This is a genomic window from Pantoea sp. 9140, from assembly GCF_000745295.1.
Classification (GTDB): domain Bacteria; phylum Pseudomonadota; class Gammaproteobacteria; order Enterobacterales; family Enterobacteriaceae; genus Pantoea; species Pantoea vagans.
Genome location: NZ_JQNO01000001.1, coordinates 4,147,425 through 4,167,112, shown reverse-complemented (window position 1 = coordinate 4,167,112; position 19,688 = coordinate 4,147,425). Strand labels below are relative to the sequence as shown.

General features: G+C 57.0%; 13 protein-coding genes and 5 pseudogenes. 7 read left to right on the top strand and 11 right to left on the bottom strand.

Annotation, left to right across the window (positions count from 1 at the left end):
* On the top strand, positions 1-224 hold a 224-nt coding region (locus FA92_RS19285), incomplete at its 5' end, for a helix-turn-helix transcriptional regulator (protein ID WP_156105720.1).
* Between the two features lie 9 nt (positions 225-233).
* Here FA92_RS19285 and FA92_RS19280 read toward each other — a convergent pair.
* The 4 pseudogenes from FA92_RS19280 to gltP all read right to left on the bottom strand — a co-directional run bounded on the left by FA92_RS19280 (position 234) and on the right by gltP (position 6,327).
* A pseudogene (locus FA92_RS19280) lies at positions 234-1,776 on the bottom strand (methyl-accepting chemotaxis protein).
* A gap of 229 nt (positions 1,777-2,005) precedes the next feature.
* A pseudogene (gene murP, locus FA92_RS19275) lies at positions 2,006-3,455 on the bottom strand (PTS N-acetylmuramic acid transporter subunit IIBC).
* Positions 3,455-4,364: pseudogene (murQ, locus tag FA92_RS19270) on the bottom strand (N-acetylmuramic acid 6-phosphate etherase). The pseudogenes murP and murQ overlap by 1 nt, the downstream one beginning before the upstream one ends.
* Positions 4,365-5,028: 664 nt before the next feature.
* A pseudogene (gltP, locus tag FA92_RS19265) lies at positions 5,029-6,327 on the bottom strand (glutamate/aspartate:proton symporter GltP).
* A gap of 583 nt (positions 6,328-6,910) precedes the next feature.
* Between gltP and acs the strand changes: the two are divergent.
* The 3 genes and pseudogenes from acs to FA92_RS19250 all read left to right on the top strand — a co-directional run bounded on the left by acs (position 6,911) and on the right by FA92_RS19250 (position 10,986).
* Positions 6,911-8,864: pseudogene (gene acs / locus FA92_RS23505) on the top strand (acetate--CoA ligase).
* A 140-nt stretch (positions 8,865-9,004) separates the two neighbouring features.
* Positions 9,005-9,334, top strand: coding sequence for a DUF485 domain-containing protein (locus tag FA92_RS19255; RefSeq protein WP_013359807.1), 330 nt, complete (start codon positions 9,005-9,007; stop codon positions 9,332-9,334).
* Complete coding sequence (locus tag FA92_RS19250; protein ID WP_013359806.1) at positions 9,331-10,986, top strand: cation acetate symporter; 1,656 nt, start codon at positions 9,331-9,333, stop codon at positions 10,984-10,986. The genes FA92_RS19255 and FA92_RS19250 overlap by 4 nt, the downstream gene beginning before the upstream one ends.
* Positions 10,987-11,067: 81 nt before the next feature.
* Here FA92_RS19250 and FA92_RS19245 read toward each other — a convergent pair whose 3' ends face one another.
* From FA92_RS19245 to FA92_RS19235, 3 genes are all read right to left on the bottom strand, one after another.
* The gene (locus tag FA92_RS19245; protein WP_013359805.1) at positions 11,068-11,613 is read right to left on the bottom strand and encodes a YfaZ family outer membrane protein; all 546 of its coding nucleotides are present in this window, start codon (positions 11,611-11,613) and stop codon (positions 11,068-11,070) included.
* A gap of 140 nt (positions 11,614-11,753) precedes the next feature.
* Positions 11,754-12,449 (bottom strand): LrgB family protein, encoded by a 696-nt coding sequence (locus FA92_RS19240; RefSeq protein WP_013359804.1) that lies wholly within the window; start codon positions 12,447-12,449, stop codon positions 11,754-11,756.
* Entirely contained in the window at positions 12,442-12,867 is a 426-nt protein-coding gene (locus FA92_RS19235; RefSeq protein ID WP_013359803.1) for a CidA/LrgA family protein, read from the bottom strand. Before FA92_RS19235 ends, FA92_RS19240 begins: the two co-directional genes overlap by 8 nt.
* Positions 12,868-12,970: 103 nt before the next feature.
* Between FA92_RS19235 and FA92_RS19230 the strand changes: the two genes are divergently transcribed.
* Entirely contained in the window at positions 12,971-13,873 is a 903-nt protein-coding gene (locus tag FA92_RS19230) for a LysR family transcriptional regulator (protein ID WP_033784476.1), read from the top strand.
* A 45-nt stretch (positions 13,874-13,918) separates the two neighbouring features.
* Here the strand turns inward: FA92_RS19230 and FA92_RS19225 are convergent, their stop codons facing one another.
* The 4 genes from FA92_RS19225 to soxR all read right to left on the bottom strand — a co-directional run bounded on the left by FA92_RS19225 (position 13,919) and on the right by soxR (position 18,613).
* The gene (locus FA92_RS19225) at positions 13,919-15,568 is read right to left on the bottom strand and encodes a Na+/H+ antiporter (RefSeq protein WP_013359801.1); all 1,650 of its coding nucleotides are present in this window, start codon (positions 15,566-15,568) and stop codon (positions 13,919-13,921) included.
* 145 nt (positions 15,569-15,713) lie between these two features.
* A complete protein-coding gene (locus tag FA92_RS19220) occupies positions 15,714-17,063 on the bottom strand; it encodes an NCS2 family permease (protein WP_033784475.1) in 1,350 nt (449 codons plus the stop codon).
* Between the two features lie 359 nt (positions 17,064-17,422).
* A complete protein-coding gene (locus FA92_RS19215) occupies positions 17,423-18,088 on the bottom strand; it encodes a glutathione S-transferase (protein WP_033784474.1) in 666 nt (221 codons plus the stop codon).
* A 39-nt stretch (positions 18,089-18,127) separates the two neighbouring features.
* Positions 18,128-18,613, bottom strand: coding sequence for a redox-sensitive transcriptional activator SoxR (gene soxR, locus FA92_RS19210; RefSeq protein WP_013359798.1), 486 nt, complete (start codon positions 18,611-18,613; stop codon positions 18,128-18,130).
* Positions 18,614-18,713: 100 nt separating this feature from the next.
* On the opposite strand from soxR, the gene soxS reads away from it, so the two are divergent.
* Positions 18,714-19,139: a superoxide response transcriptional regulator SoxS gene (gene soxS / locus FA92_RS19205; RefSeq protein WP_013359797.1), complete on the top strand. Its 426-nt coding sequence runs from the start codon at positions 18,714-18,716 to the stop codon at positions 19,137-19,139.
* A gap of 255 nt (positions 19,140-19,394) precedes the next feature.
* A complete protein-coding gene (locus tag FA92_RS19200) occupies positions 19,395-19,676 on the top strand; it encodes a YjcB family protein (protein ID WP_013359796.1) in 282 nt (93 codons plus the stop codon).
* Positions 19,677-19,688 lie beyond the last annotated feature (12 nt).

The window sequence follows — 19,688 nt, the reverse complement described above, 5'->3', positions numbered from 1 at the left end:
TTCTCACGGCTACCGGCATGACGCCGCTGCGATATCTGACCGAATTGCGGATGCGGCTGGCGGTGCAACGGATTGTAAACAATGGCGAAGCGGTGGAAGCCGTCGCTTATCATCTCGGCTACGGCTCGATTGCGGCGTTCAGTCGCGCCTTCAAGCGGATTGTCGGGCAGTCGCCAGGCGCGCTGCGTGCCGGACGCGACGGCACGCAGGCGCTGGCCTCGTAATCTAATCTCTTAACGAAACACGCTAATCGCTTCCACTAGCCGGTTAGCCTGGTGGGTCATGCGACCTGAAGCCTCGGCGCTTTCTGTTACGCGGGCGGCGTTCTGGTGGGTGATGTCATCGAGATCTTCCACCGCTGAACTGACTTCGCTGAGCGCGGTTGCCTGTTCGGCCGTGGCGGCGCTAATCTGAGCGATCAGGGCAGTCACATTCTGTACCTGCGAAACGATATCCTGCATCGTCCGGCCCGCCGCGCTGGCGTGCTCATTGCCCGACTGAACGCGGCTGGCACTGGTTTCGACCAGCATTTTGATTTCGCTGGCGGCTTTGGCGCTGCGCTGTGCGAGGCTACGAACTTCGCCTGCCACCACCGCAAAGCCTTTGCCCTGCTCACCGGCCCGTGCCGCTTCTACTGCGGCGTTCAGCGCCAGAATATTGGTCTGGAATGCAATGCCGTCAATAACGCTGGTAATATTGGCAATCCGCTTTGAACTGTCAGCAATTTCGCCCATCATGCCCATCATCTCGGTCATTACTTCACCGCCTTTGCTGGCTGCCTGGCTGGTGTCAGCTGACAGGGTATTCACCTCGTTCGCCGTTTCAGTATTGCTCTTCACCGTGGCGGTCATTTCGTTCATGGTGGCTGCAGTCTGCTGTACATTAGCGGCGGCCTGCTCCGTACGTCGGCTCAGTTCGTTATTGCTGCGGGCGATGGCGTCGCTGGCGCTCAGCACGTTGATCGCCTGACCGCTGACATCATCCACCAGCCAGCGGAACATCAATCCGAGCTGACCGATAGCGCGCAGCGTGACGCCGACCTCATCAACGCGATCCATCTGCTCGACCTTGTGACTCGCACCGGTCGCCACGCTCAGCGCCTGTTTGCACATCCGCTCGATAGGCCGTGAAATCTGCTGCTCCAGCCACAGACTGCTCAGTGTGAGTAGCGCCGCCATGCCTGCGGCAAAGCCGGCCAGTGCTGCGTGCGTCATGCCCAGCGCCAGACGCCTGCACCGAGAGGGGCAGTAACGCCAGCAGCGTACTGCGGATCCGCCAGCGCAGGGCAGCGTTTTCAGGATAGAGGCGGGACGACGCCAGCCGCTGCGAACCAGCAGGCCTTTGTGAAAACGTCGCCCTCTGGCCCGACCTTCACGAAAATCCCTGATAGAGCGCTTCGGTCTGACGGACTTCCTCTGCCGTGGTTTTGGTGCGTACTGACATATAGCCCTGCACTTTACCGTCGCGCACCACCGGAATGGCATTAGCCCGCACCCAGTAGTGATCGCCATTTTTACGGCGGTTCTTAACCAGTGCAGTCCAGGGTTCACCCTGTTTCAGCGTCGCCCACATGTCAGCAAACGCTTCTGGAGGCATATCGGGATGACGCACCATGTTATGCGGCTGGCCGTTAATCTCGTCGGCAGAGAATCCACTCGCTTCAATGAAGGCATCGTTGGCATAAGTGATGTGGCTGCTGAGATCGGTGGTCGACATGAGTGTCGCATGATCGTCAAACTGATATTCACGCTGAGAGACAGGCTGGTTGTTACGCATCAAAAGTCCTTGAAGACCCGACGTCCTGCACGTGACAGTCTGCGTGTCAGCGTGAAAAACGGTGGGCTGAGAAATAACGATTACCTTTTTTTATGTTTTCGGCATCCGTCCGCCTACTCTTTAGCGATTAAGTTAAATTACTGGCAATAAAAAAGCCGCTTTGCAGCGGCTTTCACATTTTCAGGTGATTATTTATCCGTTAGCCGGATTTCAGAATTCCGGCAGTCGGCTAGCTGAGGTCGACATTTCGGGTGCCGAACCACCAGGTCAGCAGAAATCCGCCGCTCCAGGCCACCATCAGCCCGGCCAGATAAACCGCCATACCGGCGAAGATCCCCTGGCTGGAGGTCATCAGCGGCAGCGTGACCAGCCCGGAGGGTCCGAATACCGTATTCATCCCGACCGGCAAACCCAGCCACGCCACCAGACCGATAAAGAACCGCCCAGTGCCCCGCCGCCACAGGCGGTGATAAACGGCTTGAGGCGCGGCAGCGTGACGCCGTAGATCAGCGGTTCTCCAACACCCAGCAGGCCGGGCACGATAGCTCCTTTGATCTGCGCCCGTAACAGCGCGCCTTTTTCTGCTTTGCACCACAGCGCCAGGGATGCACCGACCTGCCCTGCGCCCGCCATCGCCAGAATCGGAAACAGCGAGTTAAAACCCTGCGTTTCCATCAGCGCAAAGTAGACCGGAATAAAGCCCTGATGGATGCCGAACATCACCGCGATCAGGAATAGCCCGGCCAGCAGCGCACAGCCAAAGGGATTGTTATTGAGATGGATAAACAGCCACGACATCCCCTTAAACAGTTCACCACCCAGCGGCATGATGAGCAGATAGGTGATGGCCCCGGTAATCACCAGCGTAAACAGTGAAGTCAGGATCATATCGAGGTTGTCGGGAATGATTTTGCGCAGCCGTTTCTCAATCCACGCCCCGATAATCGCCGCCATCAGCACACCAATAATGTTGCCGCGCGGGTCGATCGTCAGGCCAAAGAAGCTCTCCATGCCGCTGTAGTAGCCGGTGGTGGCGGTGGGCACATAGCCGAGCACAAACAGTGAGGCGATGATGGCACCATTGACGCCGCTGCGCCAAAGGCTTTTTGCGCGTTGTAACCAATCAGGATGCTGAGAAAGGTAAACAGCCCTTTGCCAAACACTTTCATATACGCCACGGTGTGCAGCAGCCAGGGCGCATGGTCGCCGGGCGCATTAAGGTGGAGGCTCTGTTCAATCAGCGTGGCAAAGCCCAGCAGCAGCCCCGCGCCGATAAAACCCGGAATCAGCGGGTGAAAATAGTCGCGAAGCGCGACAGAAACTGATGCACGCCGCTGGTCTGTTTTGCCTTTAGCTGCTGCTTTTGCTGCGCCGCCCGCTGGCTAAGATCGGCTGTTTCACCCCGCGGTGCCAGCGCGTATCGCCCTGCGCCAGCAGGCTCTGTATCCCCTCGGCGGCGGTTTGCGCTTTGCCTGGCCCAAGCACAATCTGTAACTGCGCCTCGCTGTCGATAACGCCCAGCACGCCCGGCAGGCTTTTTAATCCTGCCAGATCAGCCTGTTCCGGCTGATTTAGCGTCAGGCGAGCCGCGTCATGCAGTGACCACAGGCCGCGATATTTTGCGCGCCACCGACCGCCTGCAGGATGTCACGCAACAGTGCTTCGGTGATTTTCGCCATTAGCGTGCTCCCGCTGCCTGCAGAGCCTGACGGATAAAGCCCTGATGCTGACTGAGCAGCGCTTTCGCCTCATCGGCGGCCAGGTCAGCCAGCACCATCAGGATCGCGGTTTTGCAGTGTCCGCCGCAGGCGGTAAGCGCAGCGCTGGCGGTCGCGTCATCACAGTCCGTGGCCTGCATGACGATGTTGACCTGGCGCTGCACCAGTTTCTGGTTGGTCGCTTCCACATCAACCATCAGGTTGCCGTAGACTTTCCGCTGCGGATCATCGAGCCTGTGGTGAGCATGTTGAGCACCAGTTTTTGTGCCGTGCCCGCTTTCATCCGTGAGGAGCCGGTGACCACTTCCGGGCCGACCACCGGCGTGAGCGCAATCGCAGCGACCTGCGACATGCGCTGCCGGGATTACAGGTGAGCGACACGGTGGTTGCGCCAAGCTCGTTGGCGTAAGCCAGCGCACCGAGCACGTAAGGTGTGCGGCCGCTGGCGGCGATACCGACCAGCACATCGTGGCGGCTGAAGTGGATATCTTTCAGATCCTGCGCGCCCTGTTCCCGGTTATCTTCGGCATTTTCGACCGCCTGGAGTATGGCGGTATGACCGCCGGCAATCAGGCCGATGACCTGCTCGCGTGGCGTACCAAAAGTAGGCGGACACTCGCTGGCATCCAGGATGCCGAGTCGCCCGGAGGTGCCCGCACCGCAATAGATTAATCGCCCACCCGCCTGGAACGCAGCGCAGATGGCGTCAACGGCGTCGGCGATCTGCGGCACGATGGCCTCTACCGCCAGCGCCACCTTTTTATCTTCATCATTAATGACGCGCAGCATCGCTTCGGTTGAGAGTTCATCGATGTTCTGGCTGGCCGGGTTGCGGCCTTCGGTGATCATCTGGCTGAGGTCGAGTTTCATGGCGGGCTCCGTTAAGGAATAAATTATTCAAATTACAAAACATCATAACGAATGATTAATTCATTGAGTGAGATCTTTTTTCAATGGATGTGGGGTGAATCATGTTGCGGGGAGTGGGCGGGACAGCGTTGAGTTTAAGCAGGGTGACTGGTATACGGAGTTTAAATGCTGTGCATTCCGGCCTGGGCGCAGGGTGTGTGAGTAGTGTTGCTGGGAAATCGGAGCCGGTCAGAAAAGGTTCACCTGATCGTAAAGACGCATTCGTCATCCATGACGCTCGTCCCACGCCGTCCCTGGCGTGGGACGCTTTACTCTTCAGGTGAACCTTTTCTTCCCTCAGCTGTTTTACTGCTGTTCGAACAAGTGTGGCGAATAAACATGAGTAGCGGAGTAAAGCATCCGCCGCATGGACAAAAACGCCTGGAGCGTTTTGAACAACGTAAAGCGCTGGCCCGCTTGCGGGCGAGCCTCATGGATGAGGCGAGTAACCGGCGCCGAGGCCCAGGACGGGTTTATGCCGACTTTACACAGCCTGCCTTTGTGCCCGACTGAACGGCACAAAGGCTGATCTTTCATTTCTGCTCTATTGAGCAGGTAAGAACTAAGCCGCACAAACAAAAAGGGCCCAACTTTCGTTGAGCCCTTTTTTACGTTAGCGCTGTTCTCAGCTTGCCGTCTGCGTCCGCAGCTGCAGCTCATACGCTTTCGCCTGTTCGGCGTCGAACTGGTTTTCCCAGCGGGCAATCACCAGCACTGCCAGCGCGTTACCGACCACATTCAGCGCGGTACGCGCCATGTCCATGATGCGGTCAACACCGGCGATAAACGCCAGACCTTCCAGCGGAATGCCGACGCTGCCCAGCGTAGCCAGCAGCACCACGAAGGATACGCCTGGCACGCCAGCGATCCCTTTCGAGGTCACCATCAGCGTCAGAACCAGCACAATCTCATCAGTCAGCGACAGGTCAATGCCGTACAGCTGCGCAATAAAGATCGCCGCGATGCTCTGATACAGCGTTGAACCATCCAGATTAAATGAATAACCGGTCGGCACCACGAAGCTGGTGATCGCTTTCGGCGCGCCGTAAGCTTCCATCTTCTCCATGATGCGGGTAACACGGTTTCCGAGCTGGACGTGGAGTAAGAGAGAATCAGCTCATCTTTCAGGATACGCATCAGCGTGGTAATGCGCAGCTTACAGAAGCGCGCTACCCCGCCCAGCACCACAAAGGCGAAGAACAGAATCGCCGCATAAACCAGCAGCACCAGCTTAGCCAGCGGCCACAGCGAGGCAAAACCGAAGTTAGCAATCGTCACCGCGATCAGCGCAAACACACCGACCGGCGCATAACGCATGATCATGTGCGTCACTTTAAACATCGCTTCAGAGATACCACGGAACAGGTTCACCAGCGGATCGCGCTGTTCTGACGGCAGTGACGACAGGCCTAAGCCAAACAGCACCGAGAAGAAGATAATCGGCAGCATGTCGCCCTTCGCCATAGAGCGAAAATATTCTGCGGGATCAGCGACAGAATGGTGGTCACCAGGCTGTGCGGACCGCCCTGTACCTCTGCCGTTGTGGCTTCATATTTAGAGATGTCCACCGTTGCCAGCGTTGACATATCAATGCCGGTGCCGGGTTGAAATACGTTGGCCAGCGTAATACCGACCACAATGGCAATGGTGGTGATCACTTCAAAGTAGAGAATCGTTTGACGCCGATGCGTCCCAGCTTCTTTGCATCACCCACACCAGCGATGCCGACAATCAGGGATGAAATCACAATCGGTACCACAATCATCTTGATAAGATGAATAAAGATATCGCCTGCAGGACTGAGAATGTTGGTGACTAACCATTCACGATTGTCTGGCTGATTATGCAACACAGCACCCACAACGATGCCGAGCACCAGGGCTGTCAGAATCTGCCAGGCCAGGCTGATTTTAAAACCTTTCATAACGCGTAATTTCCTCAGTCAAAACCCGTTTCTCTCTACTGCGAAGGTGCAGAAGACAATACACACAGGGAGTGAGCAAAAAGCCCGGTAAATTAGAGGGTGTTTAGAAACAGCGCCTCGTATGAAAATCTGATGATTCCCATACCCATTTTCAGACGCGGTCTGAGTTGATACCTGCAGAACAGGGGCGAGATAAGTACCATTTTCACTGTGGTAAATGCAACCCCTGGCGAATCCGATTAAAAGTTAGCCACCTGAGTAGCATAAAGTGCTGCCGGAAGTAAAAATCCCTAACCTGCTGTTATGAAAAGTAATACTTAGATGAATTTCCGCATAGCTATGCAGAGTGGTTAAAAACGCGTCCGGCGCGTTTGCTTGCTTTTTATCCAGTCTAATCCCGGATGACACCGCTTCTTAATTCCCCTCGCCGCCAGAGAGTTAACCAGAAATATCAGAACGGCTTCACGCTTCTCCCGAAGAGGTTTATCTCGTGATCTGTGGCGCAAAAAAGAAACAAAGCTATGGCGCAGGCTTCAATTAACCATTGATTGACATATCATTAACATCTTCAAGGAGATCCGCCATGAGCCAAATACATAAACATCCCGTTCCAGAGAACATTGCAGCAAACACCCTGATTACGGCTGAACAGTACCAGGCGATGTATCAGCAATCTGTCGACGATCCAGACAGTTTCTGGGGCGAACAGGGCAAAATCCTTGACTGGATTAAACCTTACAGCAAGGTGAAAAATTGCTCGTTTGCGCCAGGTAACATTAACATTCGCTGGTACGAAGATGGCACGCTCAACCTGGCGGCAAACTGCCTTGACCGTCATTTAGCGACGCGCGGCGATCACCCGGCGATTATCTGGGAAGGCGACGACGCCAGCGAAAGCAAAACCCTGACCTTCCGCCAGCTGCATGCTGAAGTCTGTCGCTTCGCCAATGTGCTGGAGTTACTGGAAGTGAAAAAAGGCGACGTGGTGGCGATCTACATGCCGATGGTGCCGGAAGCGGCGGTGGCGATGCTGGCCTGTGCGCGTATCGGTGCCGTTCACTCCGTGATCTTTGGCGGCTTTTCACCGGAAGCGGTCGCTGGCCGCATCGTCGACTCCAGCGCCTCGCTGGTGATTACCGCCGATGAAGGATCCGCGCCGGTCGCAGTATTCCGCTGAAGAAAAATGTCGATGACGCGTTAAAAAATCCGAATGTCACCAGCGTGAAAAACGTGGTGGTGTTCCAGCGCACCGGCAAAGATGTAGGCTGGGTTGAAGGCCGAGATCGGTGGTGGCATGACCTGATGCGGGACGCCAGCACCAACCACTCTGCAGCCGAAGTTGGCGCGGAAGATCCGCTGTTTATCCTTTATACCTCTGGCTCTACCGGCAAACCCAAAGGCGTGCTGCATACCACCGGCGGTTATCTGGTTTATGCCGCCACCACCTTTAAGTTCGTCTTTGATTATCATCAGGATGACATTTACTGGTGTACCGCCGATGTCGGCTGGGTAACAGGACACAGCTATCTGATTTATGGCCCGCTGGCGTGCGGTGCCACCACGCTGATGTTTGAAGGGGTGCCGAACTGGCCAACGCCGAGCCGTATGGCGGAAGTGGTCGATAAACATAAAGTCACCCTGCTCTACACCGCACCCACCGCCATCCGTGCACTGATGGCCGAAGGAGACAAGGCCATTGAAGGTACCGATCGCAGCAGCCTGCGCATTATGGGATCGGTCGGTGAGCCCATTAACCCGGAAGCCTGGGAGTGGTACTACAAAAAAATCGGCAACAGCCGCTGTCCGATAGTGGATACCTGGTGGCAGACCGAAACCGGGGGCTTCATGATCACGCCATTGCCGGGTGCGACCGAACTGAAAGCAGGTTCCGCCACCCGACCCTTCTTTGGCGTACAACCGGCGCTGGTGGATAACGAAGGTCAGCCCCAGGAAGGTGCCTGTGAAGGCAATCTGGTGATCACCGAGTCCTGGCCAGGACAGGCGCGCACCCTCTTTGGCGATCATGACCGTTTCGAGCAGACCTACTTCTCCACCTTTAAAAACGTCTACTTCAGTGGTGACGGTGCCCGTCGCGATGAAGATGGCTACTATTGGATCACCGGACGTGTCGACGACGTGCTCAACGTCTCCGGTCACCGTCTTGGCACTGCCGAGATTGAATCGGCGCTGGTGTCGCATCCTAAAATTGCCGAAGCGGCCGTGGTCGGATTCCGCACAGCATTAAAGGTCAGGCGATTTACGCCTATATCACGCTGAATCACGGCGAAGAGCCGTCGCCAGAGCTGTACACCGAAGTGCGTCAGTGGGTCCGCAAAGAGATTGGCCCGCTCGCCACGCCGGATGTACTGCACTGGACCGACTCACTGCCGAAAACCCGCTCCGGCAAAATCATGCGCCGTATTCTGCGCAAAATTGCCACCGGCGATACCAGTAACCTGGGTGACACTTCTACCCTCGCCGATCCTGGCGTTGTCGAAAAACTGCTTGAGGAGAAACAGTCGATCAAAATGCCTTAAGCGCACGCTGTCCGGCGGGAAGATCGCTTCCCGCCACACCCGCCCTACGCAGTCTGTTTCGCTAGTCACAAAAATTATAACCAGCTGAATCCGCGCCCTGTCGTGAGGTTCTCGCCTGCAAGCCCTCTGGAGAAAATGTGATGAATGACGCCCTTTCGAATCAGGATGCAATCAATCAGCAGATTGAACGTAATCCCCGTTTTCATGAGTTAGTCCGTAAGCGCCAGGCGTTCGCGACGCTGCTGTCGCTGATCATGCTGGTGCTCTATGTCGGCTTTATCCTGCTGATTGCATTTGCCCCCGGCTGGCTCGGCACGCCGCTGCATGCCGGTACCAACGTCACGCGCGGTATCCCGATTGGTGTCGGGCTGATTGTGATGTCGTTTGTGCTGACCGGCGTCTATGTCTGGCGCGCCAACGGTGAGTTTGACCGTTTAACCAAAGCGATTCTCAGCGAGGTGAAATCATGACCCGTCTCACCTTATGGCTGCTGGCCTTAATGTTGCCGTTTTCAGCGCTGGCCGCCGATGCGATCACCGGTGCGGTGCAGCGCCAGGCGACTAACTATCAGGCGATTATCATGTTTACGATTTTCGTCGGTGCCACCCTGGGGATTACTTACTGGGCGTCAAAGCGAACCCGTTCGCGTAACGACTACTACACCGCAGGCGGCAATATCACCGGCTTCCAGAATGGCCTGGCGATGGCGGGTGACTTCATGTCAGCGGCCTCGTTCCTGGGCATTTCGGCGCTGGTTTACACCTCCGGCTATGACGGGCTGATCTACTCGCTCGGCTTCCTGGTCGGCTGGCCGATGATTCTGTTTTTAATTGCCGAGCGGCTGCGCAACCTGGGTCGCTATACCTTTGCCGATGTCGCCTCCTATCGTCTGAAGCAGATGCCGATCCGTACGCTGTCAGCCTGCGGTTCGCTGGTGGTGGTGGCGCTCTACCTGATCGCCCAGATGGTGGGAGCCGGTAAACTGATCCAGCTGCTGTTTGGTCTTAACTATCATGTGGCGGTGGTTCTGGTCGGCATTCTGATGGTGATGTATGTGCTGTTTGGCGGCATGCTGGCGACCACCTGGGTGCAGATCATCAAAGCGGTGCTGCTGCTGTTTGGTGCCTCCTTTATGGCCATAATGGTGATGAAAGCGGCCAACTTCAGCTTTAACACACTGTTCACCGAGGCGATGGCGGTCCATCCCAAAGGCATCGCGATCATGCAGCCTGGCGGGCTGGTCAAAGATCCTATCTCGGCGCTGTCGCTGGGGCTGGGGTTGATGTTTGGTACGGCCGGATTGCCGCATATTCTGATGCGCTTCTTCACCGTCGCGGATGCCAAAGAGGCGCGCAAAAGCGTCTTCTGGGCCACCGGCTTTATGGGCTACTTCTACTTCCTGACCTTTATTATCGGCTTCGGAGCGATTCTGCTGGTGGGTGCGAACCCGGCCTTCAAAGATGCAAGCGGCGCGCTGATTGGTGGCACCAATATGGCGGCAGTGCATCTGGCTAACGCGGTCGGCGGCAGCACCTTCCTGGGCTTTATCTCTGCGGTGGCCTTCGCCACGATTCTGGCGGTAGTCGCAGGCTTAACCCTGGCGGGTGCGTCAGCGGTGTCGCATGACCTCTACGCCAGCGTCTATCGTAAAGGCAAGGCGAGCGAGAAAGATGAGCTGCGGGTTTCCAAAATTACCGTGCTGGCGCTGGGCGTGGTGGCGATTGCGCTGGGAATACTGTTTGAGAAGCAGAATATCGCTTTTATGGTCGGGCTGGCCTTCTCGATTGCGGCCAGCTGTAACTTCCCGATCATCCTGCTCTCGATGTACTGGTCAAAACTCACTACGCGTGGCGCGATGGTGGGCGGCTGGCTCGGTCTGCTGACCGCGGTTATCCTGATGATCCTCGGCCCGACCGTGTGGGTACAGGTGCTGGGCAACGCCACGCCGATTTTCCCGTATGAGTATCCGGCGTTGTTCTCGATGGTGGTGGCCTTTGTCAGTATCTGGCTCTTCTCGATTACCGACCATTCGCAGCAGGGCGCAGAGGAGCGTTCACGCTTCCGCGCACAATTTATTCGTTCGCAGACCGGTACCGGCATTGAACAGGGCAAAGCGCACTGATCGCCATTTTCATTCCTGACGATCGGACAATAAAAAAGGGCGGCTACCTGGGTAGTCGCCCTTTTCTTTCACGCAGCAGAATCAGAAGCGCAGTGATGCACCCACGTACGGGCCATCGACCAGCACGTTATCTTTGCGTCCATCTTTGTTGTTCAGTTCGATGTACTGATAACCCACACGCAGGTTAAGCAGTGAAACCGGCGTGAAGCTCAGGCCGCCAGCGGCTTCCTGATAGCTGTCGAGCTGATCGGTGAACGACTCTGGCGCATAATAATATTCGCCATACAGGCCCCACATGCTGTTCAGGCTGTAGTGCGCTGCACCACCCACCGCCACCGCAAACCCATCTTTTCCATCTTCAGGATGGGTGAAGATCGCTTTTGCGGTCGGCGCCAGACGCAGCGGCCCGAAGTCAACGTTGTAGCCCAGACCAGCACCGTAGGTGCTGCCGTCATGGTCGCTACGCAGCCAGTTACCTTTCAGAAACAGACCGGGGGTAGTGGTGCCCAGACCCAGATTCAGGTTGGTGTTGTGTTCGCTGACATCAACACTCCCTTCAATCGCCTGAGCGGCACCACTCAGTAAAACCAGCCCGAGGGCGCTCCCGGTAACAAGTTGCTTAAACATGATTCCACTCCGTGAAGGACAATTAATTGGGCCGCAAGGTTAACAGCCTGAAACGGGGAGACAACAAAATCCGGGAAACTTTACGTAAAAATACGTGTCGCGTTCAGAATTACAGCTGTCCCTGCGCAACGCAGTGTAGACTATATTGTCCACATCAGGTGTCCAATCACCGGAGCCAGTATCACGGTCACGACGCCCGAGAGCATCATGACCAGGCTGGCGACGACGCCCTCCTGCTGCCCAAGCTGATAAGCGCGAGCTGTGCCGGCACCGTGTGACGCAGCCCCAAACCCGGCCCCTTTCGCCACCCCCTGCTTAATCGCGATGCGCAGAAACAGCACGTCACCCACCGCCATGCCAAACACGCCGGTAATGACCACAAACAGCGCCACTAGATCGGGCTGACCGCCAATCGGTCCGGCTGCGGCCAGCGCAAACGGCGTAGTAATGGATCGCACCGCCAGACTGCGCTGGATCGACTCCGGCAGCGTCAGCAGCCGCGCCAGCCAGACCGAACTGCAGACGGCGACCAGCGTGGCGGTCAGAACACCCGCGCTCAGTGACAGCCAGTGGCGTTTTATAATCTCCACGTTCTCATAGACCGGCACCGCAAACGCCAGCGTCGCCGGGCCCAGCAGCCAGAGCAGCCAGTGGTTTTCTGCAATGTAATCCTGCCAGCTGATGTGGGTCAGCAGCAGCAGTGCCACCAGCACCAGCGGCGTCATCACCAGCGGCATTAACAGCAGCGTCCGCCAGCGGCGGTAAAGCCGTTTATTCAGCGCATACACCAGCAGCGTAACCGCCACACACAGCAGGCTGAGCAGAAAATCACGCATGAGGATCCTGCTTACGCGCGGCGCGCGCGACTTCATAGTGATAAAGCCGATCCACCACCCAGGCGGTGGAGGCCAGCACCAGCAGCGTGCTGACGCCGATCACCACGCAGATGCGCCAGCCATCGACCCGCAGCAGATCGCCATAATTTACCACCGCCACCACCGCCGGAATAAAGAACAGCAGCATCTCGGCCAGTAGCCAGCGCGATCCGGCTTTTACCCAGTTCAGCGGCACAACCCGCGTCACGATTAACGCCAGCAGCAATAGCATCCCGACAATGTTGGCGGGCAGCGGCAGATGTAGCCAGCTCACCAGCCGGTCACAGGCGACAAACAGGCCGATATAGAAACCCAGCTGCAGCGGCAGGCTGATCCACTGCATGGCGCGGTTGCTGCGTAAAGTGAGTGCTGACGCCATCACCTTGTCTCCCCGATTAAATTGATGTCACCAGTATAAAACGCCAGCACAAGGTGAAAAAAATGAATTAAAATTATCGCAATCATGCCTTAAAGGAATAGTTATGGATGTCCGCGCCCTGCGTTACTTTACTGAAGTGGTCCGCCAGCAGAGCTTTACCCGTGCGGCGCAAAAGCTGTTTGTCACCCAGCCGACCATCAGCAAAATGCTGCGTCAGCTGGAGGAGGAGCTGGGCTGCACGCTGATCCTGCGAGATGGCCGTCGTCTGCACCTTACCGACAGCGGCCAGGCAGTTTATCAGCGCGGCCTGGCGATCCTGCAGGAGTTTCATCAGCTGGAGGCGGAGATTGGTGACATCAACCAGCTCAAAACCGGCGAGCTGCGGCTCGGTATTCCGCCGATGGTGGGTATGCAGATAGCGGGATCGATTTCCGCCTTTCGCCGTCGCTATCCCGGTGTGAAGCTGAAAATTTCAGAGTTCGGCGGCCTGACCGTACAGCAGGCGGTGCTGGCGGGCAGTCTGGATATTGCCCTGACTGCGTTGCCGGTTGACCCTGAGCTGCCGCTGAACACGCTGCCCCTGATGCATCATCCGCTCTGCGTGCTGTTGCCGCGCCGCCCGGAGTGGCTCAGCCGCCAGCAGATAGGACTGGCAGAGCTGGCAGAGCATCCCTTACTTATTTTCAATGAGGAATTCTCGCTGAATCGCCAGCTGATGCAGGCGTTTCAGCGGCTTAACCTGACGCCAACGGTGGCGGTGCGCAGCGGTCAGTGGGATTTTCTGGCGGCAATGGTGCAGGCGGAGATGGGGCTGGCGATTCTGCCGGAGCCGATCTGTCAGCGTCTGGATAAGCAGTCATTATTGTGGCTGCCGCTGGAGTCGGAACTGAAGTGGAGTCTGGGATTGATCTGGCGGGAAGGGAGTTATCTGTCGCGCAGTGCGCAGGCGTGGATCAACTGTTGTCGCGAGCACTGGCCGGATGAACCGCCGCGCCTGTCGGTATGAAAAGCTGGCACGCCTGCATGAATGTGCAGGCGTGCAGGTCAGGGCTTACTCTTCTTTTTCGATCAGCAGTGCTTCCAGCAGATCCAGGTCGTGCAGTAACGTCTGCATCGTCTCATTGGAGATCTGCTGGGTGGCGCGCAGATGATAGACCTCTGCGCGTTCGGCACGCAGCCCGGTCAGGCGGAAGCGACGCTCAAGGTTCTCAGCGTAAAGCGCATGCTCAAGATCATTCTTCCCTTCAGCGCGACGGCGTAAGTTGCCAATCACGCGCAGACTGACCTCTTTCAGCAGTTCCGGATCGATGTTCTCTTCCGACTCATTCTCCAGCCGATCTTCCATCTTATGCAGGCTTTCAATGGCGGCACCCGCCATCACCGCACGGGCATTCTGCAGCTCACGGCGATGGGCACCTTTATCGATGCTATCAATGCCGCGCAGCAGAATCGGCAGGATCACGACCCCTACCAGCAATGAGACCAGAATCACGCCGGTGGCGATAAACACCAGCTCATAGCGCGCCGGGAAGGGATCACCCGTGGTGAGATACAGTGGAATCGACAGCACACCCGCCAGGGTAATCGCCCCGCGCACCCCGGCAAACGTGGCGATCAGCAGCTCACGCAGCGAGTAGTTCGCGAACTCCAGCGGCTTCTTCTTCAACAGGCGTTTGCTCAGACGCTGCATGATCCACAGCCAGCCAAAACGCACCAGCATCAGCGCGGCATAGACCAGCCCGATATCGGCGAACAACATCCACAGCTCGACGTTGGTGTCGGCCTGCGCCTGGTCGATAGAGGTCTGCAGAATGTCCGGCAGCTGCAGGCCCAGCATCAGGAAGACCATGCCGTTGAAGATGAATTCCAGCATCTGCCAGACGCTGTTAGCACGCAGGCGCATCGCCAGCGGTGCCTGACGAATAATACCGGAACGGGTAATAGTCATACCGGCAGCCACGGCCGCCAGGATGCCTGAGACACCCAGATGTTCGGCAATCAGGTAAGAAGCGAACGGCAGCAGCAGCAGCAGCACGGTCTGGGTCGCCGGGTCATCCCCGCTCCAGCGGCTGAACAGGCGCAGTGATTTCCCGTACAGCCAGCAGATGGCCACACCGGCAATAAGGCCGCCAATGGCGACTTTCATAAACTCAACGCTGGCACCGCCCCAGGTAAATACCATGGTGCCCATGGCCACGGCCACGGCAAACTTCAGTGATACCAGGCCCGATGCATCGTTCATCAGGGCTTCACCCTGCACGATCGACATAATCTTCTTGGGAATGCGGCCTTCACCGACAATGCCGGAGAGCGCCACGGCATCGGTCGGCGACAGCACCGCCGCCAGCGCAAACGCGGGGATCAGCGGGATACCTGGCACCATCCAGTAGATCAGATAGCCGATACCGATCACGGTAATCAGCACCAGCGCCAGTGCTAAGCCGATGATCTCGCGACCATGATGCAGGAACTCACTGATCGGCGTTTTCCAGCCATCTGCGAACAGCAGCGGCGGGATGAACAGCACCAGAAACAGCTCCGGATCAAAGTCGACATGCAGACCAAACGTGGGCCAGGCCAGCATCGCACCTACGGCGATCTGCACCAGCGGCAACGGGATCTGAAAAGGGAGAATGCGGGCCGCGACGCCAGAGAGCGACACGACCAGCGTCATGATGAGAATAGTAAAAAAGATTTCCATGCTTTCCTTAGGCGTCGTTTCTTTCAATCATTGGTTAAGCGCTAAAGTGTAAAACAAACGGCGGTGAAGGTTGTCAGCTACGCGTGCGCCGGGCGGGAAAAAAGTGAAAAATTCCGGGCGCGCAGTCGCACGCCCGGTTATACAGTCAGATCGCCCAGCCACCGGCGTAAAACGCCACCAGCACGACGGCAATGATCACGGTGCCGACGTTGAGCTTACGCCATTCACCGGCGAACAGACGCCCCACTACCAGGCTGGCGAAACCGATCATGATGCCGGTCACTATGTTGCAGGTAAGCACGATGATCACCGCCGTTAGCAGGCCCGACATCGCATCGACAAAATCACCGAAGTCGACTTTCGCCACGTTACTGAGCATCAACAGACCGACATACATGAGTGCAGGCGCAGTCGCGTAAGCGGGAACCAGATAAGCCAGCGGCGACATAAACAGGATGGCGAGGAACAGCAGGCCCACCACAATCGCGGTGAGGCCGGTCTTACCGCCCGCCGCCGTTCCTGCCGCCGATTCGATGTAAACCGCAGCCGGTGACGCGCCTACCAGACCTGCGAACAGGCTGCTGACGGAGTCGCTGGTCAGCGCACGACCGCCATTGATAATCTGGCCCTGTTTATCCAGCAGGTTAGCCTGCCCTGCGACCGCGCGGATGGTGCCGGTGGCGTCAAAAACAGCCGTCATTACCAGTGCCAGCACGCTGGGCAGCACCACAGGCTGCATCGCGCCCATGATGTCGAGGCTGAACAGCAGCGACTGACCGCTGGCGTCACGCAGGCTCGGCAGGGCAAACAGTCCCTGCCAGGTCACCGACGGGTCAAAGATCAGGCCGAGCAGCGAAATAGCGATAATGGTCAGCAGGATGCCGCCCGGTACCCGGCGCTTCTCCAGTCCGATAATCGCGGCCAGTCCCAGCAGCGTCATCATCACCGGGAAAGTGGTGAAGTGACCCAGCGCTACCGGCAGGCCCGGAGCCGGGTTTTTTACCACCAGACCCACGCCATCAGCGGCGATGAGCAGCAAAAACAGGCCAATCCCGACGCCGGTGCCGTGCGCCACGCCCATCGGCAGGTTACGCAAAATCCAGGCACGAATGCCGGTCACGGAGATCAGCGTAAACAGCAGGCCCATCAGGAACACTGCGCCCAGCGCCACCGGCACGCTGATATGCTGACCCAGCACCAGACTGAAAGCGGTAAAGGCGGTTAAGGAGATGGCACAGCCAATCGCCATCGGCAGGTTGGCCCACAGTCCCATAAGGATGGAACCAAAGCTGGCGACCAGACAGGTGGCGACAAACACGGCGGAGGGGGAGAAACCGGCTTTGCCCAGCATCCCCGGTACCACGATGACGGAGTAAACCATCGCCAGGAAGGTGGTGAGTCCGGCCAGAATTTCCTGACGAACGCTGCTGCCGCGCGCCGAGATCGAGAACCAGGCGTCCAGTTTTCCACTGGCCGGGCGTGATTCAGTTGACATAGTTGAGCCTCAAAAATTTTTGTTGTGTGGATCGCTCTGCGACCATCGCTGTCCCTGGAATAAGCGGGTAAACGACGTCACTGTCGGGATTAACCCGCCAGGCAAACGTTTACCTTGCCGCAGATAATTAGCCGTCAAAAGCGGCCAGATAAAAAGGCATGCGATTATCCGGCGTTTAGCGCCACGTTTTCAACTCTAAGAGGGAGATTCTTTGGCATAAAGATTGGGCGTAACAGGCTGGCCGACACCCGGCGGAAGCCAGTCTGAAACGCTGAGGCCATAAACTTAATGTCATATAAAGAGAGGATTTACACCGGCGCAGCGGTGATCGTACAGCACGCGCCGGTGGAGAGAGACGATTAACCTGGCAGCGAAAGCTCGCCGCCCTGCGCAATCGCGCGTTGCCAGGCGGCGCGCTGCTGCACCGTCTGCAACCATTTCCCGGTGGCGGGCATCTGATCGAGTCCGGCACGGCGCGCCAGTGCCAGCAGCGGAAAGCTCATCTGGATATCCGCAATGGTGAAACGCTCACCGGCAAACCAGGGATGCGTCGCCAGATGCTGTTCGATCATCTGCCTGTGCGGCTTAAGCTGTTTATCCAGGAAAGCCTTCTGCACCCCTTTGCCAAATGCCGCGCCGACCGGACGCAGCAGCCACGGCACCGGCGCTTTGCCCATCTGCCCGAAGATCAGCTTCATTACCAGCAGCGGCATCAGTGAGCCTTCAGCATAGTGCAGCCAGTAGCGGCACTGTAACCGTGACGCCTCATCACTCACTTTCAGCCGGAATTCGCGATCATATTTCTCTTCAAGGTATTCGAGAATAGCACCCGATTCAGCTACCACCTGGTTTCCGTCAGTAATGATCGGCGATTTTCCCAGTGAATGCACTTTTTTTAGTGCCTCCGGGGCCAGCATGGTGGGTTCGCGTTGATAGTGTTTAATCTGGTACGGCACTTCCAGCTCTTCCAGCAGCCACAGCACCCGATGCGAGCGCGATTTTTCAAGATGGTGAACGGTGATCATCATGATTCCCTGTGTGTTGACCTTCACCAAGTATAGACATCACTCCACAGGCGGATGTTTATCATCCTGTTCCGGGTCAAGCAGCACTGCACCCGAGCCCTGCTGACCCAGCCGGTCGCCAGGATTGCGCAGCGGACAGTCGCGCATCGACAGGCAGCCGCAGCCGATACAGCCATCCAGGTCATTGCGCAGGCGAGTCAGGGTTTCAATGCGCTTATCCAGCTCTTCGCGCCAGTGCCGGGTCAGCGCATCCCATTCCGTCGTCGACATGCGCTTATCGGGCGGAATGTGGTCAAGACTGTCGCTGACCGTCGCCAGCGGGATGCCAATGCGCTGCGCAATCTTGATGATCGCCACGCGTCGCAGCACGTCGCGGCTGTAACGGCGCTGATTACCGCTGTTACGGGTGCTGAAAATGAGGCCTTTGGTTTCATAAAAGTGCAGCGCCGAGACCGCCACACCGCTGCGGCGCGCCACTTCACCGGGTGTTAAAACCGGTTTTGGATAGTTGCGTTCTTTTTTCATCAGACCCTTTACCTCAAGTTAACTTGAGGAATTATACTCCTTCTCCATTGAAACCCCTAAACTCCCATTACCCCTTATTAAGCACCAGAAGGATGAGGCCATGATGCAAGAAGAGATCATTCATTCCCTGACGGACTGGATTGACCAGAACCTCGATAAGAGCCTGTCGATTGATGAGGTTGCGGCAAAATCAGGCTATTCGAAATGGCACCTGCAGCGTATGTTCCGTTCCGTGACGAAACAGACGCTGGGTGGCTATATTCGTGAGCGCCGCCTGACGCTGGCCGCAGAAGCGCTATCGCAGACACAGCGTCCGGTGTTTGATATCGCGATGCAATATGGCTATGACTCGCAGCAGACCTTCTCCAGGGTGTTTCGTCGTCAGTTTTCACAGACCCCGACCGCTTACCGCCACACCATGCGCCGCCAGGCGATTCAGCGCCCTCGCCTGCTGAGTTTTGGCTGTAATGACGGCATTACCAGCTTTACCCAGCGCACCACCGGCGAGTGCTGCCCGGTCCGTTAATTCTTTGCTGCGCCCGCTCCGGGCGCATCTGCCTGATTTCCCCCGCCGTTCTTCTTCTGCTGCTCACTTTTTCCACACGTCACTACCATACAAGAGTCAAATTTTGTTCAAAATTTAAAATCGGGTGATATAATGTGACCCAAGTCACACTTTGAACCTGGGTTGACGGCAAAAAAGTCCTACCTGACACACTTTTTTGTCGCCGGTGATGTCCGCAGATTGTCAGGAATACTTACTGATATTGAGGTCCGGCCGATGGCTACGTTAACCGCCAGTTTTCTTGTTATGCGTTGGGAACTGCTGAGCGCAATCATGATGTTTTTTGCCAGCACCCTGAAAACCAAACTTCGTCAGGACAGCCGTCACGTGATGGCCTTTATGTGTGGCGGGATTGGTTTAGGCATGACCTGCTGGTTTGTTACCGGTCTGATGGGCATTACCCTGAGCATGGAAAACGTGCACAACTTCGTGGAAATCTCAAAGCACGCCTTTATTGATGCGATGAGCCAGGCGCCTGCTGACTGGCCGATGCCCTGATTTTTACGCATA